Source organism: Drancourtella massiliensis (assembly GCF_016900655.1).
Taxonomy (GTDB): Bacteria; Bacillota; Clostridia; order Lachnospirales; family Lachnospiraceae; genus Sellimonas; species Sellimonas catena.
In genome coordinates, this window is the sequence record NZ_JACJKH010000004.1 from 1 (window position 1) to 15,698 (window position 15,698).

At 45.8% G+C, this 15,698-nt stretch carries 16 protein-coding genes and 8 tRNA genes; 23 read left to right on the plus strand and 1 reads right to left on the minus strand.

Going from position 1 to position 15,698, the window contains the following annotated elements:
- The coding region (locus H6A32_RS02895; protein ID WP_204863721.1) for a transposase at positions 1 to 1,093 on the plus strand (1,093 nt) is incomplete at its 5' end.
- 193 nt (positions 1,094 to 1,286) lie between these two features.
- Here H6A32_RS02895 and H6A32_RS02900 read toward each other — a convergent pair.
- On the minus strand, positions 1,287 to 2,567 hold the full coding sequence (locus H6A32_RS02900; protein ID WP_087167128.1) for an HlyC/CorC family transporter: 1,281 nt from the start codon (positions 2,565 to 2,567) through the stop codon (positions 1,287 to 1,289).
- A 165-nt stretch (positions 2,568 to 2,732) separates the two neighbouring features.
- Here H6A32_RS02900 and murB point away from each other — a divergent pair, with 165 nt between their 5' ends.
- The 22 genes from murB to H6A32_RS03010 all read left to right on the plus strand — a co-directional run bounded on the left by murB (position 2,733) and on the right by H6A32_RS03010 (position 15,617).
- Positions 2,733 to 3,665 (plus strand): UDP-N-acetylmuramate dehydrogenase, encoded by a 933-nt coding sequence (gene murB / locus H6A32_RS02905; RefSeq protein ID WP_204863722.1) that lies wholly within the window; start codon positions 2,733 to 2,735, stop codon positions 3,663 to 3,665.
- Positions 3,666 to 3,696: 31 nt separating this feature from the next.
- Positions 3,697 to 4,575: an RNase adapter RapZ gene (gene rapZ / locus H6A32_RS02910; RefSeq protein ID WP_087167130.1), complete on the plus strand. Its 879-nt coding sequence runs from the start codon at positions 3,697 to 3,699 to the stop codon at positions 4,573 to 4,575.
- 2 nt (positions 4,576 to 4,577) lie between these two features.
- A complete protein-coding gene (whiA, locus tag H6A32_RS02915) occupies positions 4,578 to 5,543 on the plus strand; it encodes a DNA-binding protein WhiA (protein WP_087167131.1) in 966 nt (321 codons plus the stop codon).
- Positions 5,540 to 5,797, plus strand: coding sequence for an HPr family phosphocarrier protein (locus tag H6A32_RS02920; protein WP_087167132.1), 258 nt, complete (start codon positions 5,540 to 5,542; stop codon positions 5,795 to 5,797). The genes whiA and H6A32_RS02920 overlap by 4 nt, the downstream gene beginning before the upstream one ends.
- A 122-nt stretch (positions 5,798 to 5,919) precedes the next feature.
- Entirely contained in the window at positions 5,920 to 6,903 is a 984-nt protein-coding gene (locus H6A32_RS02925; protein ID WP_087167133.1) for a diacylglycerol/lipid kinase family protein, read from the plus strand.
- Between the two features lie 49 nt (positions 6,904 to 6,952).
- Positions 6,953 to 7,024 (plus strand) — tRNA-Glu (locus H6A32_RS02930).
- Between the two features lie 26 nt (positions 7,025 to 7,050).
- Positions 7,051 to 7,917: a class II fructose-1,6-bisphosphate aldolase gene (gene fba, locus H6A32_RS02935; RefSeq protein WP_087167134.1), complete on the plus strand. Its 867-nt coding sequence runs from the start codon at positions 7,051 to 7,053 to the stop codon at positions 7,915 to 7,917.
- A gap of 75 nt (positions 7,918 to 7,992) precedes the next feature.
- A complete protein-coding gene (locus H6A32_RS02940; RefSeq protein WP_087167254.1) occupies positions 7,993 to 10,113 on the plus strand; it encodes a glutamine synthetase III in 2,121 nt (706 codons plus the stop codon).
- A gap of 3 nt (positions 10,114 to 10,116) precedes the next feature.
- Positions 10,117 to 10,587, plus strand: a complete 471-nt coding sequence (locus tag H6A32_RS02945; RefSeq protein ID WP_087167135.1) for a DUF1700 domain-containing protein — start codon at positions 10,117 to 10,119, stop codon at positions 10,585 to 10,587.
- Between the two features lie 314 nt (positions 10,588 to 10,901).
- A complete protein-coding gene (locus tag H6A32_RS02950) occupies positions 10,902 to 11,105 on the plus strand; it encodes a hypothetical protein (RefSeq protein WP_087255319.1) in 204 nt (67 codons plus the stop codon).
- Positions 11,106 to 11,276: 171 nt separating this feature from the next.
- Positions 11,277 to 12,437: a THUMP domain-containing class I SAM-dependent RNA methyltransferase gene (locus tag H6A32_RS02955; RefSeq protein ID WP_204863723.1), complete on the plus strand. Its 1,161-nt coding sequence runs from the start codon at positions 11,277 to 11,279 to the stop codon at positions 12,435 to 12,437.
- 26 nt (positions 12,438 to 12,463) lie between these two features.
- Complete coding sequence (gene rdgB, locus H6A32_RS02960) at positions 12,464 to 13,057, plus strand: RdgB/HAM1 family non-canonical purine NTP pyrophosphatase (protein WP_118635512.1); 594 nt, start codon at positions 12,464 to 12,466, stop codon at positions 13,055 to 13,057.
- 3 nt (positions 13,058 to 13,060) lie between these two features.
- A complete protein-coding gene (locus tag H6A32_RS02965; RefSeq protein ID WP_087167139.1) occupies positions 13,061 to 13,570 on the plus strand; it encodes a metallophosphoesterase family protein in 510 nt (169 codons plus the stop codon).
- Positions 13,571 to 13,634: 64 nt separating this feature from the next.
- Positions 13,635 to 13,709, plus strand: a tRNA-Pro gene (locus H6A32_RS02970).
- 34 nt (positions 13,710 to 13,743) lie between these two features.
- Positions 13,744 to 13,814: transfer RNA gene (locus H6A32_RS02975), tRNA-Gly, on the plus strand.
- 36 nt (positions 13,815 to 13,850) lie between these two features.
- A tRNA-Arg gene (locus H6A32_RS02980) sits at positions 13,851 to 13,924 on the plus strand.
- A gap of 7 nt (positions 13,925 to 13,931) precedes the next feature.
- A tRNA-His gene (locus H6A32_RS02985) sits at positions 13,932 to 14,005 on the plus strand.
- 20 nt (positions 14,006 to 14,025) lie between these two features.
- A tRNA-Gln gene (locus H6A32_RS02990) sits at positions 14,026 to 14,097 on the plus strand.
- 18 nt (positions 14,098 to 14,115) lie between these two features.
- Positions 14,116 to 14,188: transfer RNA gene (locus H6A32_RS02995), tRNA-Lys, on the plus strand.
- A 71-nt stretch (positions 14,189 to 14,259) separates the two neighbouring features.
- Positions 14,260 to 14,340, plus strand: a tRNA-Leu gene (locus H6A32_RS03000).
- Positions 14,341 to 14,698: 358 nt separating this feature from the next.
- The gene (locus H6A32_RS03005) at positions 14,699 to 15,346 is read left to right on the plus strand and encodes a hypothetical protein (RefSeq protein WP_204863724.1); all 648 of its coding nucleotides are present in this window, start codon (positions 14,699 to 14,701) and stop codon (positions 15,344 to 15,346) included.
- The gene (locus H6A32_RS03010; protein WP_087167141.1) at positions 15,336 to 15,617 is read left to right on the plus strand and encodes a CD3324 family protein; all 282 of its coding nucleotides are present in this window, start codon (positions 15,336 to 15,338) and stop codon (positions 15,615 to 15,617) included. The genes H6A32_RS03005 and H6A32_RS03010 overlap by 11 nt, the downstream gene beginning before the upstream one ends.
- Positions 15,618 to 15,698: the final 81 nt, after the last annotated feature.

Below are 15,698 nucleotides of genomic sequence, written 5' to 3' on the forward strand. Positions count from 1 at the left end.
GAAACTAACAAAGCATAAAAAGATCTCCAATAACACCGTCATTGAGATCGATCACTGTTCCCCGCTTGAGATCCTGAAGCTGCAGAAGAACCTGATGCGGATTGCAGAAGGAGAGGGGATCGGATTCGTTTACGGGAAAGGGAAACACAAGCCGGAGATCCAGAAGCTTTATGAAGAACTGGAAGAATGCGGAACCCGCCTGATGAAATATAAGGAATGTTTTGAGATTATGGGGAAAGACCGCAACAGCTATTCCAAGACAGACCTGGAAGCAACCTTCATGCGGATGAAAGAAGACCATATGATGAACGGACAGTTAAAACCGGCATACAATGTCCAGATCGCGGTAGAGAATTACTTTATTGTCCACGGATATGTAAGCAATGACCGGACAGACTACAACACGCTGATCCCGGTCCTGAAAAAGCATCAGAGTGCATTTGGGGATCAGTTGGAAGCGGTGACTGCCGACAGCGGCTACTGCAGTGAAAAGAACCTGTTATATCTAAAAGAGAATAAAATCCGGAGTTATATCAAACTTCAGGATCATGAGAAGCGAAAAACCCGCGCTTATAAAGAAGACATCGGGAAATATTACAACATGGGATCCGCAGTCTTCGAAGATGAGCATTATTATATCTGTCATGACGGAAGAGAACTGCATCATATCCGGACAGAACACAAAAAGCAGGACGGCTATACCCAGACGTTCGAAGTGTATGGATGTGAGGACTGCAGCGGCTGCGGGCAGAAATCCAGATGTCTTTATAAATACAATGCAGAAAAAGATTCAGACCGGAATAAGGTTATGAAGATCAATGAACGATGGGAAGAGTTAAAGGAAGAATCGAATGCCAATATCCAGAGCGAAGAAGGAATCCTGAAACGACAGATCCGGTCAATCCAGACAGAAGGACACTTTGGAGATATCAAAGAGAACGAAGACTTCCGGCGTTTTCACTACCGTTCAAAAGAAAAAGTATATAAAGAATTCATGCTGTATGCGATTGGCAGAAATATCATGAAATACCATCGCTTTTTACATGATGAGCTAAAGAAATACGAAGGAAAAAAGGAGCAGAAAACCGCTTAGCTGAGGAGCGAAACCTAAAAATCCAAACAAGGGGTTTTTGTGCCCTAAAATAGGGGCTACAAAAAGGAAGAGGCAGTTCCATAGAGAAATCAGACTTTGAAAAAGCCTGATTTCTCTGGGACTGCCTCTTCTTTTCATGTCAGGGGTTAAAAATCGGTATTAACCGATAATCCCTTTGTTGTTTTCTGATTTATCAGTTTTCCTCTTTGTCCGGATGGATCCAGTGAGGCGGAAGATAGACATGGACACTCTCGATACGGTTTTTATCCAGCTTTTCCACTACCAGGCGGACGCCGTCCGCAGTCGTGACCTCGTCACCGGCAGCAGGAAGGCGATCGAGATGCTCGATGATAAAGCCGCCAAGAGAATCGTAGTCATCAGATTCCAGATTCAGCCCAAGCTCATCGTTCAGGTCATCCAGGTTGGTAGAGCCCTCTACAATATACTCATGAGTTCCCAGTTCTTTTACGTCCTCTTCTTCATCCTCGTCATATTCGTCATGAATCTCCCCTACAATTTCCTCGAGGATATCTTCCAGTGTGATGAGGCCGGCCGTCTCGCCGTATTCGTCGAGGACGATCGCGATGTTGAATTTGGCCTCCCGCATTTCGACAAGGAGCTCGGAGATATTTTTATATTCATAAGTAAAGTATGCGTCCCGCAAAATATCACGGACATGAAATTCTTTTGTGTTGTCATATAAAAGAAGATCTTTCATATTAATAGTACCAACCACGTTGTCCGTTGTATTTTCATAGATCGGAAGCCGTGTGAATTTATCCTCGCGGAAGATCTCGATCAGTTCATCGTAGGTGCTGTTGATATCGGCAAATGTCACATGGACTCTCGGGACCATGACATCTTTTGCCTTGGCGTCTCCAAGATCAAATACATTGTAGATCATTTCTTTTTCTTCGGATTCGATGACGCCGTCTTCGTGGCTGACATCTACGATGGTACGAAGTTCAGTCTCCGTCATGGTACGGCTCTGAGCATTCGCATCGATGTGAAGAAGAAAAAGTACTGCTTTGGAAAGCAGATTGATCAGGGCAACGAGCGGTGACATGATTCTGGTAAAAAATTTGACAATCGGCGCGTAAATCAAAGAGATCTTTTCAGGATACAGTGTCGCGGTCGTTTTTGGCGTAATCTCTCCGAAAAGCAGGATCAGGATGGTGATCGCTGCATTGGCGACGACAATTGCGGAGCCGCCGAATTGATAAGCAATGCTCGTAGTAAGGGATGAGGCGGAAAGATTGACGACGTTGTTTCCGATCAGGATGGCAGTCAACATCTGAGGGGAATGCTCGGAAAGCCAGAGCACCATTTTTGCACGCTTGTTTCCCTCGTCTGCCAGAGAACGCATACGGATCTTGTTAGCCGTAGTAAGAGATGTCTCCGCGGAAGAAAAGAATGCGGAAAACGCCAGTAAACATATGAGAATTACAATTTGTATGACTGTACTCGAGTCCAAGAAAAGTTCACTCCTTTTGATAAATAATACTGATTTCTATACTATCGTATTTTTCCTGAATTTGCAAGAGTTCATTGAATTTGAACAGTCTTTGATGTATGATAAGACAATGAAATGGAAACAGACTATGATGGAAAGAACATTTTGGAGAATAGGCAGATGAATATGAACAGAGAATTTTATGAGAAACTGTGTGGATGTACGGCACCGGAACGGGTAAAAGAGCAGGAACCGATGGCAAGACATACGACTTTCAGGGTCGGCGGGCCGGCAGACTACTTTGTTTCACCATCAGACAGCGAAGAAATCAAAAAGCTGACAGAGCTTTGTAAAAAAGAGGGAGTCCAGTATTATATCGTTGGAAACGGAAGTAATCTTCTGGTGAGCGATGACGGATACCGGGGTGTCATTATCGCGATCGGCAGGGAAATGTCGGGAATTGAAGTCCGGGGAGAGCAAATCCGGGCACAGGCAGGTGCCCTGATGAGCCAGATTGCGGCAGCGGCACTGGAGAATGAACTTGCCGGATTTGAGTTTGCATCCGGAATTCCCGGAACGATCGGAGGAGCTGCGGTCATGAACGCGGGAGCCTACGGCGGGGAGATGAAAGATGTTATTGTACAGGTGACGGCTCTTGACCGGGACGGAAATACGATTGTCCTTTCACAGGATGAACTGGAATTCGGATACCGGACAAGCGCCGTGATGAAGCGTGGCTGCATTGTGCTGGAGGCATGCATCCGTCTGGAAAAAGGAAGCAGGGAGGAGATCCTTATGAAAATGGAGGATTTCAAGCAGAGAAGGATCACCAAGCAGCCTCTGGAGTACCCGAGCGCAGGGAGCACATTTAAGCGCCCGGAAGGATATTTTGCCGGGAAACTGATTCAGGATGCGGGTCTTCGGGGATTTACGGTCGGAGGAGCGCAGGTATCGGAAAAGCACAGCGGTTTCGTGATCAATAAAGGCGGGGCTACAGCTGAGGATGTGAACCGTTTGATGCAGGAAGTATCGGACCGGGTATACCGGGAATTCGGTGTCAGGCTGGAGCCGGAAGTAAGAAGGATTGGGGAATTCAGGAACAGACGGGACGAAAGATAAGAGACACAAGAAAGAAAAGGCGGTATGAAATATGCGGATTGTAATTGTGACGGGCATTTCGGGAGCGGGCAAATCAACAGCGCTTAAGATGCTGGAAGATGTAGGATATTTCTGCGTGGATAATCTGCCGGTCCCGCTTCTGCCGAAATTTATGGAGATGCTGATCCTCCCGGGATCAGAATATACGAAGGTGGCGCTTGGAATTGATATCCGAAGCAGTCAGAAATTTGTACAGCTTCAGGAGACTTTGGAAAAGCTGAGAGAAAAGGGCGTAAAATTCGAAATCCTGTTTCTTGACGCTTCGGATCAGGCATTGATCAAACGGTATAAGGAGACGAGGCGGAGCCATCCGCTTGCCGGCGAGGGCAGGGTGGATAAAGGCATTGACGAAGAGAGAAGGCGGCTTGTGTTTCTGAAACAGCAGGCGGACTATATCATTGATACAAGCCAGATGCTTACAAGAGAGCTGCGCGCCGAAATCCATAAGATTTTTGTGGAGAACAAAAACTATAAAAATCTGTATGTGACGATCCTCTCCTTTGGATTCAAATATGGAATTCCCGGGGATGCGGATCTGGTGTTTGATGTACGGTTTCTTCCGAATCCGTACTATATTACGGAGCTGCGCCCGATGAGCGGAAATGATGCTCCGGTCAGGGACTATGTAATGAACAGCGAAACTGCAAGGATTTTTCTCGATAAACTGACGGACATGGTACAGTTTCTGATTCCGAACTATGTGGCGGAGGGAAAAAACCAGCTTGTCATTGCGATCGGGTGTACCGGAGGCAAACACAGGTCTGTTACGCTTGCCAACGCATTGTACTATGCCCTGGAACAGGAAGAAGGATACGGGCTGAAGATCGAGCACAGGGACATTGAAAAGGATGCCCGGGTGAAAGGAATATAAAGATGTCATTTTCAGGAAAGGTAAAGGAGGAGCTGGCAGGACAGATAAGCAGCGCAAGACACTGCCAGATTGCAGAATGCGCGGCAATTCTGTGTTTTTCGGCCGGAGCATCTCTGGAAGAGGGGGAGCAGACATACTTAAGGCTCAGCACGGAAAATATTGCAGTTGCAAGAAAGTACTTTACATTATTGGAAAAAGCGTTTAATATAAAGGCTGAAATTTCTATCCGTAGAAATCAGGACAAAAAAAGTATTTTATATTTGATAACAGTAGGAGGCCGGAAACATACCGACAGAATCCAGCAGGCAGCAAAGCTTGTCAGGGAGCCAGAAAAACAGGCGGGATTTTCCGGAGTGAGCAGTCTCGTTTTCCAGAACGGGTGCTGCAAAAGGGCATTCCTTCGGGGAGCCTTTCTGACAGCGGGATCCATGAGTGACCCGCACAAATCTTATCATTTTGAAATTGTATGTGCGTCCGGGGAAAAGGCGACTCTTCTTCAGAAGATGATGCATGGCTTTGAGATGGACGCAAAAGTGGTGAAACGGAAGAAGTCGTTTGTCGTGTATTTAAAAGAAGGCACTCAGATCTCACTTGCACTGAATGTGATGGATGCGCCGGTTGCCCTCATGGAATTTGAGAACATCCGGATTCTGAAAGAGATGCGGAACTCGGTAAACCGTAAGGTGAACTGTGAAACCGCCAATATTCAGAAGACCGTGTCCGCTGCAGTCAAGCAGATGGAAGATATCGAATATATCAGAGATCATATGGGATTTGAAAAGCTTTCCGATGGATTGAGGGATATGGCCATGGCCCGTCTGCAGTATCCGGAAGCGACATTGAAAGAGCTTGGAGAGCTGATGCCGGAACCGGTTGGCAAGTCCGGAGTCAACCACAGGCTGCGCCGTCTAGGCGAAATTGCTGAGAAGTTAAGAAAAGCAAATGGAGTTCAAGGAGGTACAAAATGATTAAGAAACCATTGAAGATCAAATGTGACGACGGATTGGATGCAAGACCGATCGCTTTGCTTGTACAGGAGGCAAGTCAGTATGAAAGCCGTGTGTTCATTGAGATCGGCAGCAAGAAGATCAACGCGAAAAGCATTATGGGCATGATGAGCCTGAAATTAAGCGGGGGCGAAGATCTGACGGTGGTTGCAGAAGGCGTCGACGAAGAAGCAGCAGCAAATGGCATTGAGAAATTCCTGGAACATGCAAGATAGTTCCGTGACATACATAGAAACAGGAGAGAATGAGAAGGGTGTTGCCGGTCAAGAAGGTTAACATCCTTTTCCTGTCGTTTCAGCAAACAGGCAAGAGGTTTTAGTAAAGGTGGCAGCAGGAGATGAAAAAGATTTTATTTATTTATAATCCCAATGCAGGAAAAGGGCTTTTGAAGCCGAAATTATCTGACATCGTGGATCTGTTCGTAAAAAGCGGATGTGAAGTTGTGATTTATCCGACACAGAGTTATCACGATGCATACAAAAAAGTCATGAAATTCAAAGAGGATTATGATATCGTCGTGTGCAGCGGCGGGGACGGAACACTGGATGAAGTTGTTACCGGAATGATGAAGCGGGGAAGCAGGATACCGGTCGGATACATTCCAACAGGTACGACCAACGATTTTGCGAACAGTCTTCATATTCCAAAAGATCTTTTGAGCGCGGCTGACGCAGCGGTCAACGGCAAGCCGTTTCATTGTGATATCGGCCAGTTCAACGATGATTATTTCGTGTATGTGGCGGCCTTCGGTCTGTTTACCGACGTCTCCTATCAGACGAAGCAGGAAATGAAGAACATGCTCGGACACCTGGCATACTTGCTGGAAGGTGCGAAACGGCTGTTTGATATTCCGTCCTATCATGTCAAGGTGACATACGATGAGACAGAGATCGAGGATGATTTTCTATTCTGTTCCGTGACAAATTCCAGATCCATGGGAGGGTTCCGCAATATGTTCGGCCACGAAGTGGAGTTTGACGACGGAGAATTTGAAGCAACCCTTATCAGATCACCGAAAAATCTTCTAGAGCTTCAGAGCATTGTCGCCGCTTTGATGAGCAAGGAGAAAAACTCCACCTATATTTATAATATCAAAGCAAAAACAATAACTTTTGAGTCCCTTGAAGAGATTCCATGGACGCTGGACGGAGAATTCGGAGGGGAATTTGACAGGGTACGGATCAAAAATAGACAGCAGGAACTGTGTATTATGGTTCCGGAAGAAAAGGCCGAGGAGCTGATTCATCATCCGTACGAAGAATTGTCTGAAAATAATGATGAAAATAACGAAAAAAAAGACTTGTATATTTCGGAAAAATAGTATACAATAAGCAAGTGAGGTAACACAGACGTGTTCTTCACTGGCACATGGCCCCCTGGTCAAGCGGTTAAGACGCCACCCTCTCACGGTGGAATCAGGGGTTCGATTCCCCTGGGGGTCATATCTTAGAGAAGTGGAGGAAAAATTATGTTAGTATCAGCAGCAGAAATGTTAAAAAAAGCAAAAGCAGGACATTATGCAGTAGGTCAGTTCAATATTAACAACCTGGAATGGACAAAAGCGATTCTGACAGCGGCAGAGGAGACAAAATCCCCGGTTATCCTGGGTGTGTCCGAAGGTGCCGGAAAATACATGACAGGCTTTAAAACAGTAGTCGGAATGGTTAACGGCATGCTGGAAGAGATGAAAATCACAGTTCCGGTTGCACTTCACTTAGACCACGGTACTTACGAAGGATGCCAGAAATGCATCGAAGCAGGTTTTTCTTCCATTATGTTTGACGGTTCTCACTACCCGATCGAGGAGAACGTAGCCAAGACAAAAGAACTTGCAGCCATCTGCAAGGAAAAAGGAATGTCTCTGGAAGCAGAGGTTGGTTCCATCGGCGGCGAAGAGGACGGTGTTGTCGGAGCCGGCGAATGTGCAGATCCGCAGGAATGCAAGATGATCGCTGATCTCGGCGTTGACATGCTTGCAGCCGGAATCGGAAACATTCACGGAGTATATCCGGAAAACTGGCAGGGACTGAGCTTTGAAACTCTTGATGCGATCCAGGAACTTACAGGCGATATGCCGCTGGTACTTCACGGAGGTACAGGTATTCCGGATGACATGATCAAAAAGGCAATCAGCCTTGGAGTGGCAAAGATCAATGTAAATACAGAATGCCAGCTTGTATTTGCAGAAGCTACACGCAAATACATCGAAGAAGGTAAAGACAAAGAAAAGAAAGGCTTTGACCCTCGTAAATTATTAAAACCGGGTACAGAAGCTATCGTTGAAAAAGTAAAAGAAAAAATGGAATTATTCGGCTCTGTTGGAAAAGCTGAATAATCGAAACAAGAGAATAAAAGGCATTCCACTTGTATGGAGTGCCTTTTTCTGTATAAAGAATATGGAGGAGAAAGCATGGAGGACAACAAAAAGGTGATCAATGTAGCAGAGATTTTCGGGGAAAATGTATTTAACGATACCGTAATGCAGGAGCGTCTGCCGAAGAAGATTTACAAAGAGCTGAGACGGACGATCGAAGAGGGAAAAGAACTGGATATTGCTACAGCGGATGTGATTGCCCATGAGATGAAAGAATGGGCAATAGAAAAAGGAGCCACACATTATACGCACTGGTTTCAGCCTCTTACCGGGGTCACGGCGGAAAAGCACGATTCCTTTATTTCTGCACCGATGGCGAATGGAAAGGTGCTGATGAGCTTTTCGGGAAAAGAACTGATCAAAGGGGAACCGGATGCATCTTCTTTCCCGTCAGGAGGACTTCGGGCTACATTTGAAGCCCGCGGATATACTGCGTGGGATCCTACGTCTCCTGCATTTGTGAAAAAAGATGAGAATGGATGCATTCTCTATGTTCCAACTGCGTTCTGCTCCTATACCGGAGAAGCGCTGGATCAGAAGACACCGCTTCTTAGATCGATGGAAGCGATTAATAAACAGGCACTGCGTTTTCTGCGTCTGTTCGGAAATACGACGTCGAAGCGCGTAAAGCCGTCGGTCGGCATTGAGCAGGAATATTTCCTTGTAGACCGGCAAAAATATCTGAAAAGAAAAGATCTTGTATTTACAGGCCGTACACTTTTTGGAGCAATGCCTCCGAAAGGACAGGAGCTGGATGACCATTATTTCGGAAGCATCCGCGCCAGGATCGCGGCATTTATGAAAGAAGTCAATGAGGAGCTCTGGAGACTGGGCGTGACTGCAAAGACACAGCACAATGAAGTTGCTCCGGCCCAGCACGAGCTGGCTCCGATTTATGTAGAGTGCAACGTGGCGGTTGACCACAACCAGCTGATTATGGAGACGTTGAAAAAGGTAGCGGAACGGCAGGGACTTCACTGCCTGCTTCACGAGAAGCCGTTCGCAGGAGTGAATGGATCAGGAAAGCATGACAACTGGTCTCTGACAACCGATGACGGGAAAAATCTTCTGGATCCGGGAAAAACACCTCATGAGAATATTCAGTTCCTTCTGATGCTTCTCTGTGTGCTCAGAGCGGTAGACAGACATGCGGACCTTTTAAGAGAGTCTGCGGCAGATCCGGGAAATGACCACAGACTTGGATCCAGCGAGGCGCCGCCGGCAATCATCTCCGTCTTCCTTGGAGAACAGCTGGAGGATGTGCTGGAACAGCTTGTTATTTCTGGAAATGCGACACACAGTATTAAAGGCGGAAAGCTCCAGACAGGCGTCAAAGCGCTTCCGGGTCTGAATAAGGACGCGACAGACAGGAACAGAACTTCACCGTTTGCCTTTACAGGTAACAAGTTTGAATTTCGTATGCTCGGCTCCAGAGATTCTGCGGCTGCGCCGAATATCGTATTAAATACGATTGTGGCAGAGGCTCTCTGCGATGCCTGCGACATTCTGGAACAGTCGGAGGACTTTGAACAGGCTGTACATGATCTGATCAAGGAATATGCGACGGAGCATCAGAAGATTGTGTTCAACGGCAACGGTTATTCAGAAGAATGGGTAAAAGAGGCGGAAAGAAGAGGGCTTCCGAATCTCCCGTCCATGGTAGATGCGATTCCGGCGCTTGTAGCAGATAAAAACGTGGAAATGTTTGAAAAATTCCATGTATTTACAAGAGCGGAACTGGATTCCCGTGCGGAAATCAAATATGAAGCCTATGCAAAAGCGGTGAATATTGAAGCCCGTACGATGATTGATATTGCAAGCAAACACATTATTCCAGCGGTAATTCGCGGAACAAAGACGTTGGCTGAGACTGTCAACGCAGTGGTACAGGCAGGTGTAGACGCTGAGGTGCAAAGAGATCTTCTGGTTGAAACAAGCAGCCTCTTAAAAGAGGCAAAAGCAGCACTCACCACACTGGAGCAGGTGACACAGGAGGCATCCACCAAAGAAGAAGGGAAGGTACAGGCAGAATACTTCCACGAACAGGTAGTTCCGGCCATGGAAGCACTCAGAATTCCGGTTGACAGACTGGAAATGATTGTGGATAAGGAAATCTGGCCGATGCCGTCTTACGGGGATTTGATTTTTGAGGTATAAGAGATGAATCGAAGCGAATTTTTGAATAAACTGCGCGAAGCTCTCGAAAACGATCTGAATGCGCAGGCGGTTCAGGAGAATATCGAATACTATGATTCTTATATAAGAAGCGAGATAAAAAACGGCAGAACGGAGCAGGAGATACTGGATATGCTCGGCGATCCGTGGGTGATTGCCCGCACGATCATTAATTCCGCTGAAAATGAACGGGACTACTACGGCGGCACCTCCGGTGCCTACGGTTCCGGGCAGAGTATGTATACAGAAGAAGAGGAAGAAAAGGAGATCCGTCATCCGATTCTTCACCTGATGGGGATTGACACATGGTGGAAGCGACTCTTGTTTTTTGCCGGCCTCATCATTGTCTTTCTGATTATCGTATCGATTGTGACCGGCCTGATTGCTGCTGTGCTGCCATTTGCACTGCCGCTTTTGATTCTTATTCTCGTTCTCCGCATCATGGGAGGGCGATAACAAAAGAACAGGAGGTACTGTCTGTGCGGCAGTACCTCCTTATTTCAGAAACTTAAAATAAAAGACCGATGGGGGAGCCACCGGTCTTTTGAGGGGAGTATAAATAATTAATAAGGGGTGTAGAAAGCCTGCTTTCTACAAAAGTTAGTATAATATAAGATAAAGAAAAAAGCAAGCAAAATGTTAAAAAATACTAAAGAATCGGAAGAAAATCTTATTTTTCCTGTCCACTTTTTGGAAAAACGCAAGTGTATAAACTAGTTTAAACCGAGCATACTAAAAGCGTACCATAATTCAATAAGGAGGACATGGAAATGGCAAAAAACTACAAAAACACAAATAATATGAACAAAAACAACAGCGAGAACAATTCTTACAGCTCTTCTTACGGAAATATGCACACTCAGAACAGCAAACAGACAGACCGTACGAAAAACGCTGCAAAAAACAAAAACACAAATAAGACAACAGACTGTCATACCAAGGACTACAGCGATTACAACAACAGCAACTATTAGGAATATGGTCTCAGGAAACAGAATTTCCCCGCTTTCATCACTAAGAAAGCGGGGAGGTTTTTTTGTGGGGAGTCCGGAACGGCAGCATCTGGTAAAAAAAAGACTTTATTGACAAGCGGGCGGACAGCACGTAAGATATAGTAAGAAGAAAATCGGAAATGGAGAAGCAATATGCAGATAGAATACGTTGTACCGTGCCACTTCGGCCTGGAGGCGGTACTCAAAAGAGAGATCCGGGATCTCGGTTATGAGATTTCACAGGTGGAGGACGGAAGGGTGTCCTTTTACGGGGATGAGCTGGCATTGTGCCGGGCAAATCTGTTCCTGCGTTCCGCAGAGCGGGTCCTTCTGAAGGCGGGCGAATTTTCGGCGGGTACATTTGAAGAGCTCTTTCAGGGGACGAAGCAGATCCCGTGGGAGCAGTACATACCGGAGAACGGAAAATTCTGGGTCGCAAAGGCAGCATCGGTCAAAAGCCGGCTGTTCAGTCCGTCTGATATCCAATCTATCATGAAGAAAGCTATGGTGGAGCGGATGAAGGAACATTATCATAAGAACTGGTTCCCGGAAGATGGAAGTGAATATCCGGTGCGTGTCTTTATCAAGAAAGATGTTGTGACAGTGGGGATTGATACGACGGGAGAATCTCTGCACAAGAGGGGATATCGTCCGCAGAGCGGAAAGGCTCCGATTTCAGAGACACTGGCGGCGGCATTGATTCTGCTTACTCCCTGGAAGAGAGACCGGATTCTGGTAGATCCGTTCTGCGGAAGCGGGACTTTCGTGATTGAGGCAGCCATGATGGCGGCAGACATTGCGCCGGGAATGAACCGGGAGTTTACTGCGGAGAACTGGGGCAATCTGATCCCGAAAAAGCATTGGTATGAGGCGTCTACGGAGGCGCAGGACAGGATCAGACAGGATGTGACCGCAGACATCCAGGGATATGACATTGATGCGGAAGTCATCCGTACCGCCCGGAAAAACGCGGAAAACGCAGGGGTAGACCATCTGATCCACTTCCAGCAGAGGGCGGTCAGGGATTTGAGACATCCAAAGCCGTACGGATTTATTATTACCAATCCGCCTTATGGAGAACGTCTGGAGGAAAAGGAGACACTCCCGCAGATCTATCAGGATTTTGGAGAGAGCTTCCGCGGGCTGAAAGACTGGTCGGCCTATATGATCACAAGCTATGAGGACACAGAACGGTGGTTTGGAAGAAAGGCGGATAAGAACCGCAAGATTTACAATGGAATGATCAAGACCTACTTTTACCAGTTTATGGGGCCGAAGCCGCCAAGAAGGAAAAAAGAGGAGCAGGGTGTATAAAAACAGGAGAAAGAAGGAAGAGTAAGATGAGCAGAATTGTATTTGCCACAGGCAATGCCGATAAGATGGTGGAGATCAGGGAGATTTTAAAAGACCTTGGCATGGAGATACTTTCCATGAAAGAGGCAGGGGTGAACCCGGAAATCGTTGAGGATGGATCCACATTTGAGGAGAACGCGCTGATTAAGGCGAGAGCAGTTCATGCGCTTCTGCCGGACGATATTGTGATGGCGGACGATTCAGGGCTTGAAATCGACTATCTGAACAAGGAGCCGGGCATCTATTCTGCCAGATACATGGGGGAGGATACTTCCTATGATATCAAGAATGGTGAACTCCTAAGACGTATGGAGGGTGTGCCGGATGAAAAGAGGACCGCACGGTTTGTATGTGCGATTGCAGCAGTCTTTCCGGATGGAGAGGAGAAGACAACACTTGGTATAATCGAGGGCAGAGTCGGCTATGAAATCAAAGGTGAACACGGCTTCGGCTATGATCCGATCTTTTACCTGCCTGAGTACGGATGCACTACGGCAGAGCTTCCGCCGGAAAAGAAAAATGAAATCAGCCACAGGGGAAGAGGGCTCCGGCAGATGAAGAAGATGATAGAGGAGAGATAGTGGATGAAAAAAAAGAAAATCCTGGTAGTAAGTGATACTCATAAAATACATACGAATTTCGAGAAGGTTCTGGAACAGGAGAAACCGGTAGACTTTCTCTTTCATGCAGGTGATGTTGAAGGAAGAGAGTGGGAAATTCAGTATGGAAGCGGATGCCCGGCCTACGTGGTAGCCGGAAACAATGACTTCTTTGGTGAGCTTCCGCCGGAAGTGGAAATACAGATGGAGACGCACAAGATTTTTATGACACATGGACATCATTATTTTGTATCCATGACTCTGGATCATCTCAGAAGAGAGGCAAGAGCAAGAGGAGCGGACATTGTTATTTTCGGCCATACACACAAGCCTTGTCTGAAGTTTGAAAAAGACATGATTATCATGAATCCGGGCAGCCTTACCTACCCTCGGCAGGAGAACCGGCTGCCGAGTTATATTGTTCTGGAGATGGCAGAAGACGGCACTGTGACGGGTGAAATCAGATATGTAGAAAAAAATGAAAAAAGTTGTTGACAAATATCAGGAGTTCATATATAATAACTTTTGTCGTCAGGAAAAAACAGATGAGACGAAAAAACGGGGTGTGGCTCAGCTTGGCTAGAGCGCCTGGTTTGGGACCAGGAGGCCGCAGGTTCGAATCCTGTCACCCCGATTCCTGGTAGAGACAGGAATCAATATTGCGATCTGCGGGTGTAGTTCAATGGTAGAACACCAGCCTTCCAAGCTGGATACGTGGGTTCGATTCCCATCACCCGCTTTCTTAAAGCAGGATATGCTTTAAGAACTATACAATGTGTCTGTAGCTCAGCTGGATAGAGCAACGGCCTTCTAAGCCGTAGGTCCTGGGTTCGAATCCCCGCAGGCACGTTTCATGGTGGATATAGCGCAGTTGGTTAGCGCGCCAGATTGTGGCTCTGGAGGCCCAGGGTTCGAATCCCTGTATCCACCCTAGTCCCAATATGGGCTGTTGGGCTATCGCCAAGCGGTAAGGCACAGGACTTTGACTCCTGCACTCGTTGGTTCGAATCCAACTAGCCCAGGTTTGAATTATATTATACGGGCGTGTAGCTCAGTCGGTAGAGCACTTGACTTTTAATCAAGTTGTCCGGGGTTCGAATCCCCGCACGCTCACTTTAGACAAGCAGTACTGCTTGTCTATTCTTTTATCTGAGGCCTTGCAAAATAAGGCCGGATTAATGTACGCGGATGTGGCGGAACTGGCAGACGCGCCAGACTTAGGATCTGGTGTCCATGACGTGCAGGTTCGATTCCTGTCATCCGCAGTCGAAAAAGCCCGAAATAGCGGGCTTTTTTATTTTGTGTTCTATAGTATTTCATATATTTTTCCCTTTGTTTAATTTAGTCATTTTCCAATTATTAGTGTGGTTCTTTTCTACCAGATTAGAATTCGTATGCGATGTGTCATAGAAGTTTTTTACTGTGTTTTCTGTTTTTCAGCTATTTCATTGCAGCTTTATGACAGGGTGATTAAAAACTAGTAAAGTATAGTAAAGATATAATCAAGTTTCAGCATCAATTGTTATTCAGAGGAAAGAATTTCTACATTTATTTCTTATGTATCATTTAAAAAGACGTCAGGCAGAAAATCTTTCAAATCCGGAGAAAATGAGGCAGTGTGCTTTGAGTTCTTATGAAAAAGCAAAGAATATTTTTGCGGAAATGATGTTTGCTGCGATAAGCGATGCGAAAATGTGCGCAGGTTATGTATTGGATTATCTGGCTCAGGCTATAGCTTTTTCTAATCATCAATATTTTAGAAAATCTCAGACCGATCAGATCGAAGAACTTACCGATATGAAAAAAGTCCCAAAGACATTTCTTGAGTTATATCGCAATGTAATTGATGAGTCTGATGTGGAAGTTCAAAGAAAGTTGTGCCATGAGGCAGTGTGCGTTGTACGGGAGTTTCTGGAAAAGGAAAGTAATGTCGATAAAGATAGTTTAAATTACAATACGGACTTTCAGATGCTGGCTGACTGGTATGCGGAATTATCCTATACATGGCTGCGTATTCGATATTATTCCAGAAGGAATGATCCGGTTAAGACCTATATGTGGGGAATTTTGCTTCAGCAAGAGTTGAACATTGTATGTGATGATTTTGGAATAAAGAGAATGGGGCTTATGGAACATTATAATGTGAATCGATTAAATGAATTTGCTGACTATGCAGATCATCTGGAAGAGAAAATGCGAACTATTATTACAGAAGGGGGAGGAAAAATACACGAGTATAAGAGCATGGAGGAATTTCTTCATGAGATATAGAAATGCTCGGGATATTATTCCGGATCATTTACTTGAAGAACTGCAAAAATATGTGTCGGGAGAAACAGTGTATATTCCCCGTTCGCAGGAAAAGAAAAGATGGGGAGCGGTATCAGGGGCCCGTACCTATTATCAGGAACGGAATGAAAGAATCCGGGATAAATTTCATAATGGAGATAGTATAGATTCGCTTGCGGATGAATTTAAATTATCTACCGATTCCATCAGAAAAATCGTATACAAAAGATGTGATGATCATTCCGGGGTATAAAGGGGAAAAGTGACATTAAATCAGTGGATTATAAAACAGACGTAGGAGATACAGTAGTATGATCCACGTCTGTTTTTACAT

What these genes read in the sequence shown, in the direction of transcription:
- murB (WP_204863722.1), top strand. Translation starts at nt 2,733, where the DNA reads ATGAACAGAGAATTTTATGAGAAACTGTGTGGATGTACGGCACCGGAA.
- rapZ (WP_087167130.1), top strand. Translation starts at nt 3,697, where the DNA reads ATGCGGATTGTAATTGTGACGGGCATTTCGGGAGCGGGCAAATCAACA.
- whiA (WP_087167131.1), top strand. Translation starts at nt 4,578, where the DNA reads ATGTCATTTTCAGGAAAGGTAAAGGAGGAGCTGGCAGGACAGATAAGC.
- H6A32_RS02920 (WP_087167132.1), top strand. Translation starts at nt 5,540, where the DNA reads ATGATTAAGAAACCATTGAAGATCAAATGTGACGACGGATTGGATGCA.
- H6A32_RS02925 (WP_087167133.1), top strand. Translation starts at nt 5,920, where the DNA reads ATGAAAAAGATTTTATTTATTTATAATCCCAATGCAGGAAAAGGGCTT.
- fba (WP_087167134.1), top strand. Translation starts at nt 7,051, where the DNA reads ATGTTAGTATCAGCAGCAGAAATGTTAAAAAAAGCAAAAGCAGGACAT.
- H6A32_RS02940 (WP_087167254.1), top strand. Translation starts at nt 7,993, where the DNA reads ATGGAGGACAACAAAAAGGTGATCAATGTAGCAGAGATTTTCGGGGAA.
- H6A32_RS02945 (WP_087167135.1), top strand. Translation starts at nt 10,117, where the DNA reads ATGAATCGAAGCGAATTTTTGAATAAACTGCGCGAAGCTCTCGAAAAC.
- H6A32_RS02950 (WP_087255319.1), top strand. Translation starts at nt 10,902, where the DNA reads ATGGCAAAAAACTACAAAAACACAAATAATATGAACAAAAACAACAGC.
- H6A32_RS02955 (WP_204863723.1), top strand. Translation starts at nt 11,277, where the DNA reads ATGCAGATAGAATACGTTGTACCGTGCCACTTCGGCCTGGAGGCGGTA.
- rdgB (WP_118635512.1), top strand. Translation starts at nt 12,464, where the DNA reads ATGAGCAGAATTGTATTTGCCACAGGCAATGCCGATAAGATGGTGGAG.
- H6A32_RS02965 (WP_087167139.1), top strand. Translation starts at nt 13,061, where the DNA reads ATGAAAAAAAAGAAAATCCTGGTAGTAAGTGATACTCATAAAATACAT.
- H6A32_RS03010 (WP_087167141.1), top strand. Translation starts at nt 15,336, where the DNA reads ATGAGATATAGAAATGCTCGGGATATTATTCCGGATCATTTACTTGAA.